This is a genomic window from Tabrizicola sp. (assembly GCF_041913445.1).
GTDB lineage: Bacteria > Pseudomonadota > Alphaproteobacteria > Rhodobacterales > Rhodobacteraceae > Tabrizicola.
In genome coordinates this window covers 1-20,697 of the sequence record NZ_JAYSFG010000030.1, presented here as the reverse complement: position 1 = coordinate 20,697, position 20,697 = coordinate 1, and the positions used below count along the sequence as shown (strand labels likewise).

At 67.6% G+C, this 20,697-nt stretch carries 21 protein-coding genes; 4 read left to right on the top strand and 17 right to left on the bottom strand.

Going from position 1 to position 20,697, the window contains the following annotated elements:
• Positions 1-5: 5 nt before the first annotated feature.
• From ACE3Q6_RS20605 to ACE3Q6_RS20585, 5 genes are all read right to left on the bottom strand, one after another.
• Positions 6-968, bottom strand: coding sequence for an aspartate carbamoyltransferase catalytic subunit (locus ACE3Q6_RS20605; protein WP_374436586.1), 963 nt, complete (start codon positions 966-968; stop codon positions 6-8).
• A gap of 139 nt (positions 969-1,107) precedes the next feature.
• Entirely contained in the window at positions 1,108-1,650 is a 543-nt protein-coding gene (gene moaB, locus ACE3Q6_RS20600; RefSeq protein ID WP_374436584.1) for a molybdenum cofactor biosynthesis protein B, read from the bottom strand.
• Position 1,651: 1 nt separating this feature from the next.
• Positions 1,652-2,281 carry a LysE family translocator gene (locus tag ACE3Q6_RS20595; protein ID WP_374436583.1) on the bottom strand — a complete coding sequence of 210 codons (630 nt, stop codon included), beginning with the start codon at positions 2,279-2,281 and terminating at the stop codon, positions 1,652-1,654.
• On the bottom strand, positions 2,282-3,064 hold the full coding sequence (locus tag ACE3Q6_RS20590; protein ID WP_374436581.1) for a uracil-DNA glycosylase family protein: 783 nt from the start codon (positions 3,062-3,064) through the stop codon (positions 2,282-2,284).
• A 43-nt stretch (positions 3,065-3,107) separates the two neighbouring features.
• Entirely contained in the window at positions 3,108-3,899 is a 792-nt protein-coding gene (locus ACE3Q6_RS20585) for a protein-disulfide reductase DsbD domain-containing protein (protein WP_374436579.1), read from the bottom strand.
• A gap of 128 nt (positions 3,900-4,027) precedes the next feature.
• Between ACE3Q6_RS20585 and ACE3Q6_RS20580 the strand changes: the two genes are divergently transcribed.
• Positions 4,028-4,588 (top strand): YqgE/AlgH family protein, encoded by a 561-nt coding sequence (locus tag ACE3Q6_RS20580; protein ID WP_374436577.1) that lies wholly within the window; start codon positions 4,028-4,030, stop codon positions 4,586-4,588.
• Positions 4,589-4,835: 247 nt separating this feature from the next.
• Complete coding sequence (locus tag ACE3Q6_RS20575; RefSeq protein ID WP_374436575.1) at positions 4,836-5,309, top strand: transposase; 474 nt, start codon at positions 4,836-4,838, stop codon at positions 5,307-5,309.
• Positions 5,310-5,635: 326 nt separating this feature from the next.
• On the opposite strand, the gene ACE3Q6_RS20570 is transcribed toward ACE3Q6_RS20575, so the two are convergent.
• The 12 genes from ACE3Q6_RS20570 to ACE3Q6_RS20515 form a co-directional block, all read right to left on the bottom strand.
• On the bottom strand, positions 5,636-7,975 hold the full coding sequence (locus ACE3Q6_RS20570) for an aldehyde dehydrogenase family protein (protein WP_374436622.1): 2,340 nt from the start codon (positions 7,973-7,975) through the stop codon (positions 5,636-5,638).
• Positions 7,976-7,977: 2 nt separating this feature from the next.
• Positions 7,978-8,250 carry a hypothetical protein gene (locus ACE3Q6_RS20565; protein ID WP_374436573.1) on the bottom strand — a complete coding sequence of 91 codons (273 nt, stop codon included), beginning with the start codon at positions 8,248-8,250 and terminating at the stop codon, positions 7,978-7,980.
• Between the two features lie 3 nt (positions 8,251-8,253).
• Positions 8,254-9,243, bottom strand: a complete 990-nt coding sequence (gene deoC, locus ACE3Q6_RS20560) for a deoxyribose-phosphate aldolase (RefSeq protein WP_374436571.1) — start codon at positions 9,241-9,243, stop codon at positions 8,254-8,256.
• A gap of 227 nt (positions 9,244-9,470) precedes the next feature.
• On the bottom strand, positions 9,471-9,842 hold the full coding sequence (locus tag ACE3Q6_RS20555; RefSeq protein WP_374436569.1) for a cation:proton antiporter: 372 nt from the start codon (positions 9,840-9,842) through the stop codon (positions 9,471-9,473).
• Positions 9,839-10,108, bottom strand: coding sequence for a K+/H+ antiporter subunit F (locus ACE3Q6_RS20550; protein ID WP_374436620.1), 270 nt, complete (start codon positions 10,106-10,108; stop codon positions 9,839-9,841). The genes ACE3Q6_RS20555 and ACE3Q6_RS20550 overlap by 4 nt, the downstream gene beginning before the upstream one ends.
• Complete coding sequence (locus ACE3Q6_RS20545) at positions 10,108-10,596, bottom strand: Na+/H+ antiporter subunit E (protein WP_374436567.1); 489 nt, start codon at positions 10,594-10,596, stop codon at positions 10,108-10,110. Before ACE3Q6_RS20545 ends, ACE3Q6_RS20550 begins: the two co-directional genes overlap by 1 nt.
• On the bottom strand, positions 10,593-12,095 hold the full coding sequence (locus ACE3Q6_RS20540; protein ID WP_374436565.1) for a monovalent cation/H+ antiporter subunit D: 1,503 nt from the start codon (positions 12,093-12,095) through the stop codon (positions 10,593-10,595). The genes ACE3Q6_RS20545 and ACE3Q6_RS20540 overlap by 4 nt, the downstream gene beginning before the upstream one ends.
• Complete coding sequence (locus ACE3Q6_RS20535) at positions 12,095-12,424, bottom strand: Na+/H+ antiporter subunit C (RefSeq protein ID WP_374436563.1); 330 nt, start codon at positions 12,422-12,424, stop codon at positions 12,095-12,097. The genes ACE3Q6_RS20540 and ACE3Q6_RS20535 overlap by 1 nt, the downstream gene beginning before the upstream one ends.
• Positions 12,424-15,255 carry a monovalent cation/H+ antiporter subunit A gene (locus ACE3Q6_RS20530; RefSeq protein ID WP_374436561.1) on the bottom strand — a complete coding sequence of 944 codons (2,832 nt, stop codon included), beginning with the start codon at positions 15,253-15,255 and terminating at the stop codon, positions 12,424-12,426. The genes ACE3Q6_RS20535 and ACE3Q6_RS20530 overlap by 1 nt, the downstream gene beginning before the upstream one ends.
• A 262-nt stretch (positions 15,256-15,517) precedes the next feature.
• Positions 15,518-16,294 (bottom strand): ATP-binding cassette domain-containing protein, encoded by a 777-nt coding sequence (locus tag ACE3Q6_RS20525; RefSeq protein ID WP_374436559.1) that lies wholly within the window; start codon positions 16,292-16,294, stop codon positions 15,518-15,520.
• Positions 16,295-16,305: 11 nt separating this feature from the next.
• On the bottom strand, positions 16,306-17,385 hold the full coding sequence (locus tag ACE3Q6_RS20520; protein ID WP_374436556.1) for an ABC transporter permease: 1,080 nt from the start codon (positions 17,383-17,385) through the stop codon (positions 16,306-16,308).
• Positions 17,386-17,510: 125 nt separating this feature from the next.
• The gene (locus tag ACE3Q6_RS20515) at positions 17,511-18,533 is read right to left on the bottom strand and encodes a sugar ABC transporter substrate-binding protein (protein WP_374436554.1); all 1,023 of its coding nucleotides are present in this window, start codon (positions 18,531-18,533) and stop codon (positions 17,511-17,513) included.
• A gap of 221 nt (positions 18,534-18,754) precedes the next feature.
• On the opposite strand from ACE3Q6_RS20515, the gene ACE3Q6_RS20510 reads away from it, so the two are divergent.
• Entirely contained in the window at positions 18,755-19,189 is a 435-nt protein-coding gene (locus ACE3Q6_RS20510) for an RbsD/FucU family protein (protein ID WP_374436552.1), read from the top strand.
• 2 nt (positions 19,190-19,191) lie between these two features.
• Entirely contained in the window at positions 19,192-20,397 is a 1,206-nt protein-coding gene (locus tag ACE3Q6_RS20505) for an ROK family protein (RefSeq protein WP_374436617.1), read from the top strand.
• The last annotated feature ends 300 nt before the right edge of the window (positions 20,398-20,697 follow it).

The following is a 20,697-nucleotide window of genomic DNA, read 5'->3' as shown; positions in this document are numbered from 1 at the left end:
CCACCTTACGCCATCATCCCCACAATCTTCCGCCCCCGCTCGGCCCGGAGGTTCCGGGCGAGGAGGTCCATGCAGGCCATCCGAACCGCGACGCCCATTTCGACCTGGTCCTGGATCACTGACCGGTTGATGTCGTCGGCGAGGTCCCCGTCGATCTCCACCCCGCGGTTCATGGGCCCCGGGTGCATGACGATGGCTTCGGGCGAGGCGTAGGATAGTTTCTCGGCGTCCAGCCCGTAGCGGTGGTAGTATTCGCGTTCCGAGGGGATGAACCCGCCGTCCATCCGTTCCTTTTGCAGCCGCAGCATCATCACCACGTCCGCGCCCTTCAGCCCGTCGCGCATGTCGTCGAAAAGCTCGCAGCCGAAGTCCTCCACGCCCGAGGGCATCAGGGTCGGCGGGGCGATCAGGCGCAGGCGGTTTTCCATCTTGCCGAGCAGGATCAGGTTCGACCGCGCCACGCGGCTGTGCGCAATGTCGCCGCAGATGGCGATGGTCAGGCGCTGGATGCGGCCCTTGGCGCGGCGGATGGTGAGCGCGTCGAGCAGTGCCTGGGTCGGATGCTCATGCCGCCCGTCGCCCGCGTTCAGGACGGCGCAGTCGACCTTCTGCGCCAGCAGGTTGACCGCGCCAGAGGCCCCGTGCCGCACCACCAGCAGGTCCGGGTGCATCGCGTTCAAGGTCATCGCGGTGTCGATCAGCGTCTCGCCCTTCTTCACCGACGAATTCGCCACCGACATGTTCATCACATCCGCGCCGAGCCGTTTCCCGGCCAGTTCGAAGGACGATTGCGTACGGGTCGAATTCTCGAAGAACAGGTTGATCTGCGTCATCCCCGCCAGCACGTCCGACTGCTTCACCGTGCGGCGGTTCAGGTCGACATAGCGGTCGGCGAGGTCGAGGACGGTGGTGATCTCCAGGGGCGCGAGATGTTCGATGCCAAGCAGATGGCGGGCGCGGAAGGCCATGGTCGTCCCCTTGTCCGGTTTCCCCCTCTATCGCAAAGGGTGCGGGGCGGGGCAAGGGAAAGGCTCGTCCAGGCCTCCCGCACGCCTCGCGGGTCTTCCGACGAGGATGGAAGGCGCACGAGGAGGTTCCGGGGAGGCGTCACTTCCGCTTCAAGTGCTCTTCCAGCCGCGGCATAATCTCGACGAAGTTGCAGGGGCGGTGGCGACTGTCGAGCTGGGGTTTCAGGATCTCGTCCCAGGCATCGCGGCAGGCGCCGGGGCTGCCAGGAAGGGCGAAGAGGTACGTCCCGCCCGCCACGCCCCCGGTGGCGCGGCTTTGCACCGCGCTGGTGCCGATCTTCTGCATCGAGACGATGGTGAAGACCGTGCCGAAGGCCTCGATCTCTTTCTCGTAGACCTCTCGGTGCGCTTCCACGGTGACGTCGCGGCCCGTGAGGCCGGTGCCGCCGGTGGTCAGGATCACGTCGACCTGGGGGTCGGCGATCCAGGCCTTCAGGCGGGCGACGATGGCGGCGCGGTCGTCCGGTACGATGCCTCGGTCCGCCAGCACATGTCCGGCCTGCGCCAGCCGATCGACCAGCGTGTCGCCCGACTTGTCCGTCTCGGGCGTGCGGGTGTCGCTGACCGTCAGGACCGCGATGCGGACGGGGTGGAAAGGCAGGCTTTCGTCGATGCGGGACATCTCAGTTCCTTGGCATGAGCGCGAGCCGCAGGGCCAGCGCGCCGAAGATCGTGGCGCTGATCCGGGAAAGCCATTTCGCAAGGCCCGCGGACCGGGCGACGCGCTGGCCGATGGACCCGGCAAAGATCCCCACCGCGCCGTTGACCACGAGGCCGCCGAAGCTGAACACGACCCCCAGCGTCAGGAACTGCGGCAGGATCGGGCGGCTGGGGTCGACGAACTGCGGCAGGAAGGCCAGGATGAAGAGGATCACCTTGGGATTGAGCAGGTTGACCAGCAGCCCCTGCCAGAACGCGCGAGCAGCGGAGGTCCGCGTCACCTGCGCCTCGGCGGCGAAAGGTGACGACCGCAGCGCGCCCACGGCAAGCCACAGAAGGTAGCCGACACCAACCCAGCGGATCGCCTCGAACGCCGCCGGATGGGCCGCGACCAGCGCGCCAAGGCCAAGCGCGGCCAGAAGCGTGTGGACCATGCCGCCCAGAGCGATGCCGAAATTCGCCGCCATCGCGGGGCGCCAGCCGGACTTCAGGCCCTGCCCGAGACAGAACATCATGTCTGCCCCCGGTGTCAGGTTCAGCGCGAGGCCCGCGGGAATGAAGGCAAGGAGGACCAGCGGGTCGACGGGCAGCATTCAGCGCAACCTCGCTTGCAGGGACAGAAGGTCCGCCCAGGCCTCGCGCTTGGCGGCGGGATTGCGGAGAAGATAGGCCGGATGGGTCATCGGCAGAAGCGGCTTGCCAAGCGCCTGCGCCCAGTTCCCGCGCGCCCGCAGGATGCCCTTGGCCCCGGTCAGCGCGAAAAGCGGCGTGTTGCCCACGGCCACGATCACTTGGGGATCGACCAGCGCGATGTGGCGTTCGACGAAGGGCAGCATCATCGCGATTTCCCCGGGCTCAGGGTCGCGGTTGCCCGGGGGGCGCCAGGGCATGACATTGGTGATGTAGAGCGCCGAGTCCGCGTCGGGCGAGGTCCGCGACAGGCCGATGGCGGCGAACATCCGGTCCAGAAGCTGGCCGGCGCGTCCGACGAAGGGACGACCCTCGCGGTCCTCTTCCGCCCCCGGCGCCTCGCCCAGGATCAGCACGCGGGCCTTGGGGTTGCCATCGGCGAAGACAGTGTTGCGCGCCCCTTTCTTCAGATCGCAATGGGCATATCCGGCCAAGGCGTCCCGTAGGGCGTCCAGTGTTCCGGCCTCTGCGGCGACCGCGCGCGCGACGTCGACCGGGTCGGCAGCCGGAGCCGCGGCAGGGGGCGGAGACGTATTTGAAACCGCGGGCTTCGGGGCTTCGACCGCAAGCTCGTAGCGGTTGACCGGGGCGTCGCCGATCGCCTCGTCTACGCCCGCGTCAAGCTGCCAGGCCAAGGCTGCAAGCGCGGCGTGCCAGTCCTCGGCGATTTCGGCGGCGATTCCCATGCCCGGCAGACTAGGCCCCGGTCGACCGACCCACAACCCTGCGTCAGGGCGCCGGGCAGCCCATGACCTCGACGGCACCGTTGGCGGCGAGAATGGTCATCGTGACGCCCGATCGGTCCAGCGCAAAGGGTGCGCCGTTGGGGGGCACGAGTTCCGTGATGCTGATGAGTTCGCCCCCGCGCCGTTCGGTGATGGCTTCGGCCACCCAGACCGCGCGGTCGGCGGTTTCGAAGGCCACGACCTCTGGCCGGCCGGGATCGGGGAGGCGGACCTTGGCGGTCAGGCGAAGGCCGTCGGCGATGGGGTCGACCTGGCAGGCGACATCGGTCACCCCCGCTTCACCCGCAGTGGCAGGGCGCTGGGTCAGGGCGGTCTGGATCGCGGGGTCCGGCGCGCCCGGGGGGGCAAGGTCCGAGACGAGCGACAGGCTGGCCGGGAGGCAGATTTCGTCGCAGACCCCGAGCTCGACCGAAACGGCCAGGCGCATCGGCAGGGAGGGGTCGTCGGGCGTGATCTCGACGGGGAGGACAAGGCGTTCGTGGTAGCCGATGGTCTGCATCCCGTTCAGCTCGAACACCTGCGGGGCAGGCCAGTGGATGCGGACGGACTTCACGTTCTGGGAGCCCGACCAATCGAAGACAGGTGGGATGCCGGCATCACCGGGGCTGCGCCAGTAGGTCTTCCAGCCGGGGGCGAGCTGCAGTTCGACCGCCGCCATGTGCGCGCCGTTTTCCATTTGCCATCCCGGCCTTAGTTGCGCCGCAAGGACATCGTCCTGCGTCGTGGCCAGGGCGGGGGCGGCAAGGAGGGCAAGGGTACAGGCGCATTTGATCATGTGTGGAACATAGGAAAAGCCGGGCGGTTGGGAAATCACTTTGCGGCGACGGGACGTGAGCGTGGCAGAATGGCCATTGTAACGCGGCGGGCTGGCGTTATCTTTCAATGAGTTGGAGGAGGGACCCGATGGACCTTTCCGGACAGATCCTGATCGCCATGCCGGGCATGGCCGACCCCCGGTTCGAGCGGAGCGTGGTGCTGATCTGCGCGCATTCCGACGAGGGAGCGATGGGGTTGATCGTCAACAAGCCCTTGGAAGAGTTAAGCTTTTCCGGCCTTCTTGACCACCTTAACATCCCCCGCGCGCCCTCCGGCCGCGAGATCAGCGTGCATTTCGGCGGCCCGGTGGAGCGGGGGCGGGGGTTTGTCCTGCACTCGTCCGACTGGGAGCGGAACGGGGCCGAAGGCACGATGGCGGTGCCTGGGGGCCTGGAGATGACCGCGACGATCAACGTGCTGGAGGCTTTGGCCTCGGGCGGAGGGCCGGGTAAGGCTTTGCTGGCGCTGGGTTATTCCGGCTGGGGGCCGGGCCAGCTGGAGGCCGAGATCGCGCGGAACGACTGGCTGACCTGCGAAGCGGCGGAGGGGCTGTTGTTCGCCCCGGACGACGGCGGCAAGTGGTCGGCGGCGCTGCGGGGGATGGGGATCGATCCTTTGACTCTCAGTGCGGCGGCGGGGCGGGCGTAGCGGCCGCAAGGGACTCCGGGTAAGGGGTCGGGAACGCTGGGTTAATCCGGGGGATTTGGGGCTGCGTGGGGGTTTTGGAGGCGTCTTTCTGGCGTCTTCCTTCCGTCTCTACGCGCGTGGAGATGGTCAGGCGTTAACCTTGGGGGGCGAATCGCGTTTGTTGGGCCGGGGCGGTGCGCTGTAGCGCACCCTACGGTGGGGAAATGTTGGTTACTGGGTGTTAAGGGTTGGTTGGTAGCTTTCGGGCATGTCCAACTATCTTCGCCCCAAAGTTCCCGGCGCTTCGGTTTATTTGACGGTCACCCTTGCAGAGCGGGGGTCCGATTTGCTCGTGCGGGAGATCGAGGCCTTGCGCCATGCGGTCCGCGTGACGCGTCTCAAGCGGCCATTTCAGATCGATGCCTGGGTTGTGCTGCCCGATCACATGCATTGCGTCTGGACCTTGCCGGAGGGCGATACGGATTACAGCGGCAGGATGGGACAGATCAAGGCGACGTTCTCCAAGGCGCTGCCTGAGGGGCGGTTGCGGTCGAGCCATGTCCTGCGACGAGAAAAGGGCATCTGGCAGCGTCGTTTCTGGGAGCACCATGTGCGGGGCGAGCAGGATTTTTCGACCTGCGTGCAGTATTGCTGGGCGAATCCGGTGAAGCATGGGCTTGTACAGGACGTTCGGGATTGGCCCTATTCGTCGTGGCATCGAGATGTCGGTGCGGCAGCGTAGGGTGCGCTACAGCGCACCGTCGGCTAGTGCGCTGTAGCGCACCCTACGGTGAATTGCGACGGTTTGCCCAAGCATTGAGAGCGCTTTTTCCTGCTGTCAGCCAAAGCCAATCCAGCCAAACGGCAACCAAGACAAACGCGACAAATGTCAGGTACTGCCATGTGATTGGACCGTCTCGGAAGCCCAACGAGATCCTTGCGCAGGCAGTGAAAAACAGTTTGCGAACAAACGATTGGTCACGTCTTCATGCGGGTGGGACATCGTAGGGTGCGCTATAGCGCACCATCCGACGGTGCGCTTTAGCGCACCCTACGTTGGTTGAGTCGTCACTCCCCATACGGCACCCAGATCGTCTTGACCTCGGTGGCCTGGGACAGGAACGTCCGGCCTTCGCCCTCGGGGCCCATCCAGGTCCGCGCCTTCCCGTGGTTGACCCAGGTGCGTTTGAGGTTGCCGGCCGCTTCGCGCTCGATGAGGGCGGAGAGGGGGTGGGAGGAGAAGCTCCAGACCGCGTCGACGTCCATGTGGCCGGCGAGGGATTTGGCGAGGTCGGGGGCGGGGCCGGTGACGATGTTGACGACTCCGGCCGGCACGTCGGAGGTGTCGAGGATCTGGTAGAAGTCGGTGGCGGAGAGGGGGGCGACCCCTGGCACGAGGACCGTGGTGTTGCCCATCGCGATGGCGGGGGCCATCACGGAGACGAGGCCGAGGAGGGGGCATTCGTCGGGGAGGAGGGCTCCGATCACGCCGACGGGTTCGTTCATGGCCAAGGCGATGCCGCGGATCGGGACGGATTTGGCGTGCCCGTCGTATTTGTCGGCCCAGGCGGCGTAGGTGAAGAGGCGCTGGATGCTCGCGTCGACTTCGGCCTGGCCCGGTTTGCCGGTGAGGTCTTGGAGTCTGTGGGCGAACTCGGTGGCGCGGGCGGAGAGGTTTTCGGCGATGAAGTAGAGGACCTGGGCGCGGTTGTAGGCGGTGGTCTTGGCCCAGCCTTTGGCGACGTGGGCGGCCTCGACCGCGTTCCTTATGTCCTTGCGGTTGCCGATGCCGACATGGCCGAGGAGTTTGCCTTTCGGCCCGTAGACGGGTTGCGAGTAGCCGCTGTCGGGGCGGGCCTGTTTGCCGCCGATGTACATCTTGGCGGTGCGGTCGAGGGTGTCGACTTGGGGCTCTTGCGGCGCGGGGACGGGTTGGGCGGGTTTCAGGGCCACGGGTTTGGCGGCGGGTTTGAGGTAGGCCATCAGGCCCTCCCACCCGCCTTCGCGGCCAAAGCCGGACTCACGGACGCCCCCGAAGCCTGCGGCGGCGTCGAAGAGGTTGGTGGCGTTGATCCAGACGACTCCGGCCTTGAGCTTGGGGGCCACGTCGAGGGCGAGGTTGATGTTCTCGGTCCAGACGGTGGCGGCGAGGCCGTAGCGGGTGTTGTTGGCGAGGGCGACCGCTTCCTCGGGCGTGCGGAAGGTCATGGCGACGAGGACGGGGCCGAAGATTTCTTCCTGCATCAGCGGGGAGGCGGTGCCGAGGCCGGTGATGAGGGTGGGGGGGTAGAAGGAGCCTGCGGCCGGGAGGGGGCAGGGGGCCCGGTAGTGCTGGCCTTCGGGGTTGGCGGCGACGAGGTCGGTGATGGTTTTCAGCTGGATCGGGTCGACGATGGCGCCGATGTCGATGGCCTTGTCGAGCGGGTCGCCGACGCGCAGGCCGTCCATCCGGCGCTTGAGCTTGTCGTAGAAGCGGGGGGCGACGCCTTCCTGGACGAGGAGGCGGGAGCCGGCGCAGCACACCTGGCCCTGGTTAAACCAGATGGCGTCGACGAGGCCCTCGATGGCGGAGTCGAGGTCGGCGTCGTCGAAGACGATGTAGGGGGATTTGCCGCCGAGTTCGAGGGTGAGGGCTTTGCCGGTGCCGGCGGTCGCCTCGCGGATGCGCTTGCCGACGGAGGTGGAGCCGGTGAAGGCGATCTTGTCCACGGGTGCGTCGACGAGGGCCGCGCCGGTGGTGCCGTCGCCGGTGACGATGTTGAGCACGCCCTTGGGCAGGCCGGCTTCGCGGGAGATCTCGGCGAAGAGGAGGGCGGTGAGGGGGGTGTATTCGGCGGGTTTGAGGACGATGGTGTTCCCGGCGGCGAGGGCAGGGGCGACCTTCCAGGCAAGCATCAGGAGCGGGAAGTTCCAGGGGATGACGGCGCCGCAGACGCCGAGGGGTTGGAGGTCGGGGTGCTCGGACGGGAGGAGCTGGGCGAGGCCGGCGTGGTAGGAGAAATGGCGGGCGACGAGGGGGATGTCGATGTCGCGGCTCTCGCGGATCGGCTTGCCGTTGTCGAGGGTCTCCAAGGTGGCGAGGAGGCGGGAGTGTTTCTGGGTGAGGCGGGCGAGGGCGTAGAGGTATTGCGCGCGCTTGAAGGCCGGGAGGGCGGCCCATTTCGGTTGGGCGCGGCGGGCGGCGGCGACGGCCCTGGCGACGTCCTCGGAGGTGCCTTGGGTGACTTCGGCGAGGGGTTTGCCGGTGGCGGGGTTGTGGGTGGTGAAGGTCTCGCCCGGGGCGGTGAACTGGCCGTCGATGAAATGGCCGAAGCGGCCCTGGTGCTTGGCGATCCAGGCGAGGGCCTCGGCCGCGGATTCGGGGGCGGGGCCGTAGGCCATGCTGTCGAAGATTTCCTTGATGGTCATGGTCATGGCCCCGCGATGATGACGAAGACGATCCCGGCGAGGATCGCCAGCATGCCGAGGAGGTAGGTGCGCCGCGCCCGGTCGGCGCTGGCGGCGAGGGTCGTGAAGCGCGACGGCAACTCGGCCCGGGACTGGCGGATCAGGCTGTCGAAGGTCCTGGCCTCGTCCGCGCTGAGGCTGGCGCGCTGGGTGTTGTAGGCCCGGGTGGCGCGGAACATCATGAGGCCGGCGACAAGGATAATGGCGGCGAGGATGACGATGTTCGTCGTGAACATGGGTCAGCCCATCGCGTGGCGGAAGCCGGCGGAGTAGTGGCCGGTGAGGTGGTGTTCGAGTTGGCGCTCGATGTCGCCGAGGAGGCTGGAGGCGCCGAAGCGGAAGAGGTCGGGTTGCAGCCAGGGGTGGCCGAGTTCGTCCTTCATCAGCGTCAGGTAGACGAGCGCGTCCTTGGCCTTGGCGATGCCGCCGGCGGGTTTGTAACCGACCTTGAAGCCGGTGCGCGCCTCGTAGTCGCGGATGGCGCGGATCATGGTTAGGGATACGGGGAGGGTGGCGTTGACGGCCTCTTTCCCCGTGGAGGTCTTGATGAAATCGGCGCCGCCCATCATGCAGACGAGGCTCGCGCGGGCGACGTTCCTGAGGGTGCCGAGCTCGCCAGTGGCGAGGATCGCCTTGACGTGGGCGTCGCCGCAGGCTTCGCGCATGTCGCGCATCTCGTCGTAGAGGGCCTGCCAGTTCTGGGTCAGGACGTGGCGGCGGGAGATGACGATGTCGATTTCCTTGGCGCCCGCCTTCACGCTTTCGCCGATCTCGGCGATGCGGAGCTTGTAGGGCGATAGGCCCGCGGGGAAGCCGGTGGAGACGGCGGCGACGGGGATCGAGGTGCCTTCGAGCGCCCGGACAGCGTGTTCGACCATCTCGTGGTAGACGCAGACGGCACCCACCGTGAGGCCGGGCATGCCGAGTTTCTCCAGCATCCACGGGGCCACCGGCTGGCGGGCCTTGGCGCAGAGGCGCTGGACGCGGCCGGCGGTGTCGTCTCCGGACAGGGTGGTCAGGTCGATGAGGGAGATGGCCTTCAGAAGCCAGGCGGCCTGGTAGTCCTTCTTGACCGAGCGGCGGCCGGGCAGCGTGGCGGCGCGGCGTTCGATGGCCGAGGTGTTGGCCTGGACCGAGGCGACCCAGTCGAGGTCCAAAGCCATGCCGGGGTTCCGGGCATGGGTTACCTGCGGCAGAAGGCCCGTTTGGGCTGGTGAAAGCGTGTTCATCGGGCCTCCGCAGAGTGACGGGGTGACGATGCCACGCGGGGGGCAGTCGGGCAAGGGGCGGGGTGGTGGAAATCTGACCGGATGGTCAAAATTGGCCGGCTGCGGCGTGGGTGGAGTGGGAGGAGCCTCCGGCGGGGATATTTGGGCCAGTATGAAAGGCTGTGCCTTGGACAGGGGTCGGGGGCCTCCGGCGGGGATATGTGGGCAAAGATGAAAGCTGGGGGCGGTCAAGGGTCCTGCGGCGGTTGGGCGAGTGTGGCCCAGGGGGCTCCGCTGGGGCTGGGGGAGAGGTCAAGGTCGGCCTCGCCGCGCAGGATCAGGGTCTTGGCGAGGAAGAGGGCCGAGACCGGGGCGGTGAGGAGCAGGAAGAGGGCGACCAGGAGTTCCTGCCAGCTGACCTGGCCCTGACCGAGCAGGTCGAAGGCCGAGACGGCAAGGGCGGCCCCGACGCCGATGGTCGTGGCCTTCGTCGGTGCGTGGAGGCGCTGCATGGGGCGGGGGAGGCGGATCAGGCCGTAGGAGCCGATGAGCGCGAAGATGCCGCCGCCGACAAGGAGGGCGGAGAGGGCGAGGTCGAGGAGGGTGTCGAAGGCCGTCATTCGATGATGTTCCCGCGCAGGAGATAGCGGCAATAGGCGACGGTGCCGACGAAGCTTGTCAGCGCGAAGAGGACGGCGACCTCGAGGTAAAGATGCGTCCCGCCCCAGATGCCGTAGAGGATCACGAGCGCGATGGCGTTCACGGTCATCGTATCAAGGACCAGGATGCGGTCAGTCAGCGTTGGCGCGGAGAAGAGCCGCAAGAGGTTCAGCGCGAAGGCGAGCGTCAGGCAGCCGAGAAAGAAGAGGAGCGCGTAGGGCAGGATCATTCGAAAATCCTTTTCAGGCGGGCCTCGTAGCGGGCCTTGATGTCGTCGCGGACGGCGTCCGGATCGGGCGCGTGCAGCGCATGGACCAGGAGCGCGCGGCCGTCGGCGGAGAGGTCGGCGGTGAGCGTGCCGGGGGTCATGGTGATGGTCCCGGCAAGGAGGCTGATCGCCTCGGGCGTCGTCAGGTCAAGGGGGATCGGGATCCAGGCGGACTGGATCTTCGCGCGCGGCATGAAGAGGACGATGCGGGCGACCTGGAAGTTGGCGACGATCACGTCCCAGAGGACGAGGATCGCGTAGGCGGCCAGACCGAAGGGCCGCTTCACGCGGGGGCGGTCGGGCCACCAGGCCGAGGTGAGGAGCGGGATGATCGTGGCGAGGATCACCGCCATGACCAGGCTTCCGAGCTTCCACTGGTTCACCAGGAGGAACCAGACGACGACCAGCGTCAGCGAGAGATAGGGGTGGGGGAAGAAGCGTCTCATGTCCCGCCCCCGATCCGGTTGGCGGCGATGTAGGCCTCGGGCGCGTGAAGCGCCTCGGCCGTGGTGGTGAGCCAGTCCGTGATGGGACCGGCGGCCAGGGTCAGGGCCACGACGGCGGCGAGAAGGGCAAAGGTTGCCAGGAGGGCCAGGGGCTCGTCCGGGGGGGGGGCAGGGGACGCGGCGGCCTCGGCGGGTTTCCAGAAGAGGCCGGACCCGGCGCGGGCGAGACCGAGCAGCATCAGGAAGGAGGAGATGAGGACCGCGGGCCAGATCACCAGGGCATCATCCCGCCACACATCGAGCACCATGAGCTTGCCGATGAAGCCCGACAGGGGCGGCATCCCGGCGAGCGCCACGGCGACGGCGAGGAAGAGCGCGGCCATGAGGCCCGATTGCGAGACCGGGGCCGCGGAGCGGAGGGCAAGATGCGCGCGGCGGCGCTCGACGAGATCCGCGACGAGGAAGATCAGCGCGGTCGCCAAGGTGGAGTGGAGGATGTAATAGAGCGCGGCTGAGGTGCCGCGAGGGGTCATGTGCGCGATGGCGAGGAAGGCCGTGCCCATCGACGCGATGGCGGCAAATGCCGCGAGCCGGGGCAGCGTCGTTGCCCCCAACACTCCGAGAGACCCGATCGCAAGCGTGGCGAGAGCCGTGGGCAGCAGGATCGCGGGGATCAGCGTCCCGGTCGCGGACAGGTCGAGCGGGAAGACCAGGGTCGCAAGGCGGATCGTCGCGTAGGCCCCGACCTTGGTCATGATGGCGAACAGGGCCGCGACGACTCCGGGGGCGTTGGCATAGGTGCCGGGAAGCCAGAACTGCAGCGGCACCAGCGCGCCCTTGATCGCGAAGACGAGGAGCAGCATGACCGCCGCGACGCGGAGGAGCGCCGCATCCTCCGGCGGCAGGGCGGGGAGTTTCTGCGCAAGGTCGGCAAAGTTCAGCGTGCCGGTGGTGGCGTAAAGGAGCGCCAGCGCGAAGAGGAAGAGCGCGGAGCCGACGAGGTTGAAGGCGATGTACTGGATGCCGGCGCGGGTCCGCGCCTCGCCCCCGCCGTGGATCATCAGCCCGTAAGAGGCGATGAGCAGGACTTCGAAGAAGACGAAGAGGTTGAAGGCGTCGCCGGTCAGGAAGGCCCCCGCCACGCCCATCAGGAGGAACATCGTGAGCGGGTGAAAATGGGTGCCCTTTGCGTCCCAGTTCGAGCCGATGGCGTAGAGGGTGGTCAGAAGCGCCAGCCCCGACAGAAGCGTGACCATCAGCGCGGAGAGCCGGTCGAGGACGAGGACAATCCCGAAGGGGGCCGGCCAGTCGCCGAGGAAGTAGGCCTCGGGGCCGTGCAGGGTTGCCGACGACAGGAGGGCGATCGCGACGGCGTTCAGCGCGACGAGGGTTGCGAGGCTGGCGATCCGCTGAAGCGTCAGGCGGCCCCGAAGGACGAGCACCATCAGCGCGGCGACGAGCGCGGGCAGGACGACGGGGACGATGATCCAGTGGCTCATCATGGCTTGTCTTCGTCCAGGTCGATGCGGTCGTGGCCGGCCTGCAGGTGGCCGCCGATGGCCATGATCATGATGACGGCGGTCATGCCGAAGGAGATGACGATGGCGGTCAGGACGAGAGCCTGGGGCAGGGGGTCGGCGGGCGCGTCGGTGGTGCCGACGATAGGCGCGGCGTTCACCGTCAGGCGGCCGGCGCTGAAGAGGAAGAGGTTGACCGCATAGCTGAGGAAAGTAAGGCCGAGGATCACCGGGAAGGTGCGGAGCCGCAGCATCAGGTAGATGCCGACGGCGGTGAGAAGTCCGATGGCCGAGGCGAGGAGTGCTTCCATCAGCGGGCATCCTCAAGGTCGTGGGCCGTGGTGTTGGGGCCTTCCCCGGTGCGCAGCGCCAGGCGCGAGAGCGAGGCGAGGGCGAGGAGGACCGCGCCCAGGACGCAGAGGAAGACGCCGAGGTCGAAGATCGCGGCGCTGGCCAGTTCGAACTCTTCCAGCGGTTCCAGGTGGACGTATTCGAAGCCCGAGGTCAGGAACGGCAGGCCGAAAGCCCAGGCCCCGACCCCGGCCAGCGAGGCGACCAGGACGCCGCAGCCGATCAGGACATGGTGGTCGTAGCGCTGGCGTGCGTGGCTCCAGTCGTAGCCCGACGCCATGTATTGCATCAGGTAGGCGATGGCGAAGGCGAGGCCGGCCACGAAGCCTCCGCCCGGCAGGTTGTGGCCGCGGAGGTAGAGGTAGACGCCGACCATCATTGCGAAGGGCAGAAGGAGGCGCGTGGCCACGACCAGCATCACCGGGTGGCGGTCACCGGATTCCCGGGCGCGGGGATGGGCAGCGAGGCGGGCGGTGACGGTTGGGCTGCGCAGAAGCGTCTCGGTCAGGGCGAAGATCACCAGGGCGGCGATGCCGAGGACGATGATCTCGCCGAAGGTGTCGTAGCCGCGGAAGTCGACGATGATGGTGTTGACGGCGTTGGTCCCGCCCGCGCCGGGCTTGGACTGCGCCCAGTGGAAGGCGGAGATCGGCCTGAAGGCGGCTTCCCTGCTCATCATCGTATAGGCGAGGCCGCCGATGCCGAGGCCCGCGATCCCGGCGAGGGCCGCATCGCGGATCCGGCGGAACGGGCGGCTTTCGCGGGGCGTCTCCTTCGGCAGGAAGTTCAGCGCGAGGAGCATGAGGAGGAGGGTGACGACCTCGACCGAAAGCTGGGTAAGGGCCAGGTCGGGGGCGGAGAAGAAGGCGAAGACTGGGGCGATGAGAAGGCCGACCACCCCGGTTAGCAGGAGGGCCACGATCCGGTTGCGGTGGAGGATCGGGGTGGCGAGGGCGGCGAGGACGAGGATCAGCCAGAGGCCGAGGATCACCGGATCGGTGGGCAAGGCCGCGCGGGCACCGGGGGCATGTGGCGCGCCGGTCAGGAAGGCCAGCGTGGAGAGGACGGCAATAGTGAGGACGGCCAGGACCAGGCTGCGGCTGAAGCGGCCATTGTGCAGGATCGCGGTAAAGCGGTCGGACGCCTCGGCCAGGGGCTCGATGATGCCGTCGAAGATGCGCTTCGCCTCGGGGCGCGGGGTGGCATCCCAGAGCCCGCGGAGGCGGGGGTAGGCCCCCAAAAGGATGAGGCCGCCGCCGATGGCCGCAAGCGACATCCAGAGCGCGACGGCGTCAAGCCCGTGCCAGTGGTAGATGTTGGTGACGACCGTCTCTCCGGTCGTGGCCGAAGCGGCGGGGTCGAGGAGCCAGCCGATCATCAGGTTGGGCAAAAGACCCACCAGCACCACCAGAACCGCAAGGAAGGCGGGCGCGGCCCAGAGACCGAACCCGGGGTCATGCGGTCTGTGCGGATAGTCGTCGCGGACCGGGCCCAGGAAGCCGTGGGCGAGGAAGCGGAAGGAATAGGCGACGGAGAGGAGCGCGCCCAGGGTGGCGAGGATTCCGACGAGCCAGGCATTTGGCCAGGCGACGTGGGCCGCTTCTTCCAGCATCAGTTCCTTTGACAGGAACCCGTTCAGGGGCGGGATGCCGGCCATCGACAGCGAGGCGACAGCGGCGATGGCGAATGTCACGGGCATCAGCTTGCGCAGGCCGCCCAGGCGCTTCAGGTCGCGGGTATGCGCCTCGTGGTCCACGATCCCGGCAGTCATGAAGAGCGCGGCCTTGAAGGTGGCGTGGTTCAGGATGTGGAAGATCGCGACCGTCGCGGCCTCGGGTGTGCCGAAGCCGAGGAGCATGGTGATCAGGCCAAGGTGGCTGACGGTCGAGAAGGCGAGGAGCGCCTTCAGGTCGTCCTTGAAGAGCGCGATCTTGGCGGCCATGACCATCGTGATGAGGCCCGCCGAAGTGACGATGATGAACCATTCCCAGGTGCCCGACAGGACCGGCCACATCCGGGCCATGAGGAAGATCCCGGCCTTCACCATCGTGGCCGAATGGAGGTAGGCCGAGACCGGGGTGGGCGCGGCCATCGCGTGGGGTAGCCAGAAGTGGAAGGGGAACTGCGCCGACTTGGTGAAGGCGCCAAGCAGGATCAGGATCAGCGCAGGCAGGTAGTAGGGCGAGGCCTGGATCGTGTCCTTGTTCTGCAGGATCACGGACAGATCGTAGCTGCCCACGATGTTGCCCAGGATCAGCATCCCCGCGATCATCGCGAGCCCGCCGCCGCCCGTCACCGCCAGCGCCATCCGCGCGCCCTGACGGCCCTCGGGCAGGTGCTTCCAGTAGCCGATGAGGAGGAAGGAGCTGAGCGAGGTCACCTCCCAGAAGATGAGCAGAAGCAGGATGTTGTCGGACAGGACGATCCCGACCATCGCCCCCTGGAACAGAAGGAGATAGGTGAAGAACTGCCCCATCGGGTCGGACTTCGTCAGGTAGAAGCGGGCGTAGAGGATGATCAGAAGGCCGATCCCGAGGATCAGCCCGGCGAACATCAGGCCGAGGCCGTCGAGGAAGAAGGTGGCGTTCAGACCAAGGGCGGGGAGCCAGTCGATCCGGGTCTGCACGATCTCGCCGCGCAGGACGGCGGGGGCTTCGAGGGCCAGCAGGACAAGCGCCAGCAGGGTGACCGCGCCCGTCGCCGTGGCGCAGGCACTGCGTCCTGCGCGGATCATCAGGCCGGGAAGGACCGCCCCAAGGAAGGGTAGGGCGGCGATCAGGGCGAGCGACATGCGGCAGGGGTCCTCGTCGTGGCGTGCGTTCTGGGCGCAGGGTTGGCGTCGCGGCGGGTTTTTCCCCATGTGGGGGTTCCGCGGGCAATATCAACCGCGTTGCGACAGCCTGGCAATGATTTCCGGTCGGCCCTGATGCCGAAATGCCGAAGCTGTGGTGTCCGGGACCGGAAATGGGTGCGCAAGGCCAAGACCGGTCTTGCACCTTGGCCGGGGCTGCTCGACGGAAGCGGCGGCAGCCCGGAGGCCGCCGCCGGAAGGTTCACGCGACCTCGGCCACGCCTTCGGGGACCTTGGCGCCGGTCATGAAGGCCACGGCATCGGACATCGTGTAGTCCGAGGGCTTGATGACGCAAAGCCGGCGGCCAAGGCGGTGGATGTGGATGCGGTCGGCCACCTCGAACACATGCGGCATGTTGTGGCTGATCAGGATGATCGGGATGCCACGGCTGCGGACGTCGCGGATCAGCTCCAGCACCCGGCGGCTTTCCTTGACGCCAAGCGCCGCGGTGGGTTCGTCCAGGATCACCACCTTCGATCCGAAGGCCGCGGCACGCGCCACCGCCACACCCTGGCGCTGGCCGCCCGAAAGCGTCTCGACCGCCTGGTCGATATTCTGGATCGTCATGAGGCCGAGCTCCGACAGCTTCTGCCGCGCGAACTGGCGCATCTGCGGCCGGTCAAGCTGGCGGAAGAGCGAGCCCATGATGCCGGGTTTGCGGATCTCGCGCCCCATGAACATGTTGTCGGCGATGGACAGCGCCGGGGACATGGCGAGCGTCTGGTAGACCGTCTCGATCCCGGCCTTCCGCGCCTCGATGGGCGTGCGGAACGACACCGGCTGGCCTTCGAGGCGGATCTCGCCCTCGTCCGGGATAACGGCGCCGGAGATTGCCTTGATCAGGGTGGATTTCCCCGCCCCGTTGTCACCGATGACGGCGAGGATCTCGCCCGGCATCAGGTCGAAGTCGCAGTTATCGAGCGCGGTAACCTTGCCGTAGCGCTTGGTCAGGCCCCGTGCGGTCAGAATGGGTTCCATCATGTCCTCCCTTAGGCCGATACCTTGCGGATCCACTGGTCGACCGCCACGGCGGCGATGATCAGCACGCCCGTAAGCAGGACCTTCCATTGCGGGTCCGCGTTCATCATGTTGAGGCCCATCGACATGATCCCGACGATGAGCGTCCCGAAGAGCACCCCCAGGATCGAGCCTCGTCCGCCAAAGAGCGAGATGCCCCCGATCACCGTTGCGGTGATGGCCTGAAGGTTGAAGTCGGTCACCACGGTCGAGGGCGAGACCGACCCGTTGCGGCCGATGGACACCCAGGCCGCAAGGCCGGCGATCAGGCCCGCCAGCGTGTAGACGGCGATCAGGACCTTCTTGGTGCTGATGCCGGCAAGCTCGGCCGCGTCGGGATCGTCGCCCACGGCATAGATGTGGCGGCCGAAGGCGGTGTGGTTCAACATGAACCAGAGCACGATGTAGAGCGCGATCATCGCCACGACGCCGTAGGTGACGACGGCCGGGCCGACGCGGAAGTTCTGGCCGAAGATGTGCAGAAGCTGGGTCTGCGCGGTCAGGTCGGCCTCGCGCATCGTCTCGTTGGCGGAATAGATCAGGCAGATCGCCATGATGATGTTCCAGGTGCCCAGCGTCACGATGAAGGGTGGCAGGCGCAGGCGCGCGACGAGGTTGCCGTTCACGAAGCCCCAGAAGCCCGCCACGACGAAGCCTGCAAGGAGCGCCAGAACGGCGGGGATGGCGAAGTCGCCGGGCGAGCCGTCGGTCAGGACCCAGTTCCCCATCACCACGAAGGAAAAGACCATGATCACCCCGATGGCGAGGTCGATGCCCGCGGTCAGGACGACGAGCGTCTGCGCGGCGGCCAGGATGCCGACGACAGCGACCTGCTGCATCACCAGGGTCAGGGTATAGGCGCTGAAGAAGCGGTCACCGGCGAAGATGCCGAAGAAGGCGATAAGGCCCAGAAGCACGATCAACGGCACCAGCGCCGGGTTGCCGTGCAGCACATGCTGCAGCTTGGCCAGCGGCGATCTCCTCTCTTCGAACTGGGCGACGTTCTGGTCGGCGCCCTTGCTCGCGCTTTCGAAGTCCTGTGTCTGGGTCATGCTTTTGGTCCCCTCCCCTGTGGCCCGAGATCATCGTGCCTCAATCCTCGCCTTGAAGAAAGGGCGGCGCTAAGGCCGCCCTTTCCCGGTCCGGCGTCAGATGCCGGATGCGATGTCGGGCGCGATCAGCCCCAGCAGAGCTCGGTGCCCTTGGTGGTGTCGATCGAGGTCACGCCTTCGGCCGGCTTGTCGGTGACGAGGGCCACGCCGGTGTCGAAGAAGGACTTGCCTTCGGTCGGCGCGGGCTTGGAGCCGTCAGCGGCGAATTTGGCGATGGCTTCGACGCCGAGGGCCGCCATCTGCAGCGGGTACTGCTGCGAGGTCGCGCCGATCACGCCGTCCTTGACCGAGGCAACGCCCGGGCAGCCGCCGTCGACCGAAACGATCAGGACCTGGCTTTCCAGACCCACGGCCTTCAGCGCCTGGTAGGCGCCCACGGCGGCGGGCTCGTTGATGGTGTGGACGACGTTGATGCCCGGGTCCTTCTGGAGCAGGTTCTCCATCGCCTTGCGGCCGCCTTCCTCGTTCCCGTTGGTCACGTCATGGCCGACGATGCGCGGATCATCCTCGTCGCCGATGTCGTTGGGGTCCTTCACGTCGATGCCGAAGCCCATCATGAAGCCCTGGTTGCGCAGGACGTCGACGGTCGGCTCCGACGGGGTCAGGTTCAGGAAGGCGATCTTGGCGTCAGCGGCCTTGTCGCCCAGCGTCGCTGCAGCCCAGGCGCCGATCAGGCGGCCGGCTTCCAGGTTGTCGGTGGCGAAGGTCGCGTCGGCAGCGTCAGCCGGATCCAGCGGCGTGTCGAGCGCGATGACCAGGATTCCGGCTTCGCGGGCCTTGGCCAGCGGGCCCGTGATGGCCTTGGTGTCCGAAGCGGCGATCAGGATGCCCTTGGCGCCGTCGGCGATGCAGCTTTCGACCGCAGCCACCTGGCTGTCATGGTCGCCGTCGACCTTGCCGGCGTAGGACTTGAGGGTCACGCCCAGCTCGGCCGCCTTGGCCTCGGCGCCTTCCTTCATCTTCACGAAGAAGGGGTTGGTGTCGGTCTTGGTGATCAGGCAGGCCGAGACGCCGTCCTGTGCCGAGGCGAAGCCGGCCGACAGGGCAAGCGCGCCCGCGCCCAGAAGGGCTTTGGTGATGACTTTCATGGTCTTCCTCCCAAGTGGGGACAATTCCGCCCCCGTTTCAAAAGCCGTGCGCCGGACCGGAAGGCCCTGCGACGGAGGACAGGAAAGCTGATTCCCTCCCTTGCGTCAAGATAATTAAATCACTCTGATTTATTATTGACAGCCGCGTCTTCCAACCGCAGTCTGCGCTGGAATGGGGGGGCAAGTTTCCCTCCTGGCGGACCCGGGAGGAGGGGGAGGCCATGCTGATCGGTATACCGCCCCTCCTGGGGCCCGACTTTCTGGCGACCCTGCGGGCAATGGGGCACGGGGATGAGCTTGCCATCGTGGATGGGAACTATCCAGCCCTGGACCATGCCCGTCGGCTGGTCCGCGCCGATGGGCACGGGGTGCTGGCAGTGGTCGAGGCGGTGATGACGGTGATGCCGCTGGACAAAGCGGTTCCGGCTGCGCTGTTCAGGGCCAGCCTGAACAACGACCCGGCCCAGGCGGGCGACATCCATCGCCAGATTGACGTGCTTTTCGCCCGGATGGCTCCCGGAATGACCGTGGTGCCCTTGTCCGGCGAGGCGCTCTATCCCCGTATCCGAGCAGCCCATGCCGTGGTTGCGACCTCGGAGACGGCGCTGTTTGCCAACGTGATCCTCCGCAAGGGGGTGATCGGTCCGGTGGGGTGACGATGCAGGACGCCTCGCCCAATCCGCTGGAGGTCGTGCGGGGGACGAACCAGTCGGGCATGCGCGACCACAATGAGCGGCTGGTGCTGTCGCTTGTGCGGCGGCACGGGGCGCTGGCCAAGTCCGACATCGCGCGGATGACGGGGCTGTCGGCGCAGACGGTGAGCGTGATCATGCGGGGCCTGGAGGAGGAGGGCCTTCTCGAACGCGGTCAGCCGGTGCGGGGGCGGGTGGGGCAACCCTCGATCCCCATGTCCCTGGCGGCGGAGGGGGCGTTCTTCTTCGGGCTGAAGCTGGGGCGGCGGTCGGCGGACCTGGTGCTGACGGATTTCCGGGGGCGGCTACGCGCGGCCCGGCGGAAGGTCTACCGCTACCCCACGCCCGACGCGGTGGTGGGCTTCGTCCGCGAGGCGGCTCCGGCGCTGGCGGGGGAACTGACCCCGGCGCTGCGGGGGCGGATCATGGGGATGGGCGTGGCGATGCCGTTCCAGCTGTGGAACTGGGTCTCGGTCCTTGGGGTGCCGCAGTCCGAGATGGACGCCTGGCGGTCGCGCGACCTGGGGGCGGAGCTGCAGGCGGTGACGGGGCTTCCGGTCTATGTCCAGAACGACGCGACCAGTGCCTGCGGGGCGGAGATGATTTTCGGGACCGGGGAGCGGCCGAAGGACTTTCTCTACTTCTACTTCGGGACCTTCATCGGCGGTGGCCTCGTCATGAACGGCCAGCTGTTCCTTGGCCGGACCGGAAACGCGGCGGCGGTGGGGTCGATCCAGGTGCCTGCTCCCGGTGGGGGGACACGGCGTCTGATTGATCTGGCGTCGATGTCCGTGCTGGCCGAGGCGATGGAGGCGGCGGGGGAAGGGTCGGACCACCTCTGGTCGCAGCATGACCGGTGGGAGGTTTCATCCGCCGTGCTGGAGCCCTGGCTCGACCAGGCGGCGGGGGCGCTGGCCCATGCCACGCTGGCGGCGGCGGCGCTGCTGGAGATCGAGGCGGTGCTGATCGACGGGTGGATGCCCGTGTTGGTGCGGGCGGAGATTGTGCGGCGGACCCAAGGGGCGCTGATGGGGCTGGACCTGGCGGGGATCGAGCCGCCGGTGATCCGGGAGGGGACGGTGGGGGCGGATGCGCGGGCCTTGGGGGCCGCCGCGATCCCGCTGTCGCAGCGGTATCTGATCGACCAGAACGTGGCGGTGCGCGAGGGGTAGTGTCCACGGTGGACATTTTCTGATTTCCGTTTGGAATCAGTAGGATGCGCGTGGGCGTATACCTGCTGTTAACCGGCTTTTTGGCCCCCCCACCCCCCCCCCCCCCCCCCCGGGGGGGGGGGGGCCGGGGGGGGGGGGGGGGGGGGGGGGGGGCCCCGGGGGGGGCGCGGGGGGGGGGGGGGGGGGGGGGGCAAAGGGCATGAATGGCGCTGCCGGTGCGGGCGCTGCGGCCGTGGGGGGCGCGGGGGGGGGGGACTGCAGTGCGTCCAGGTCCAGCAGGGCGGCTTCCAGCGTGACGAT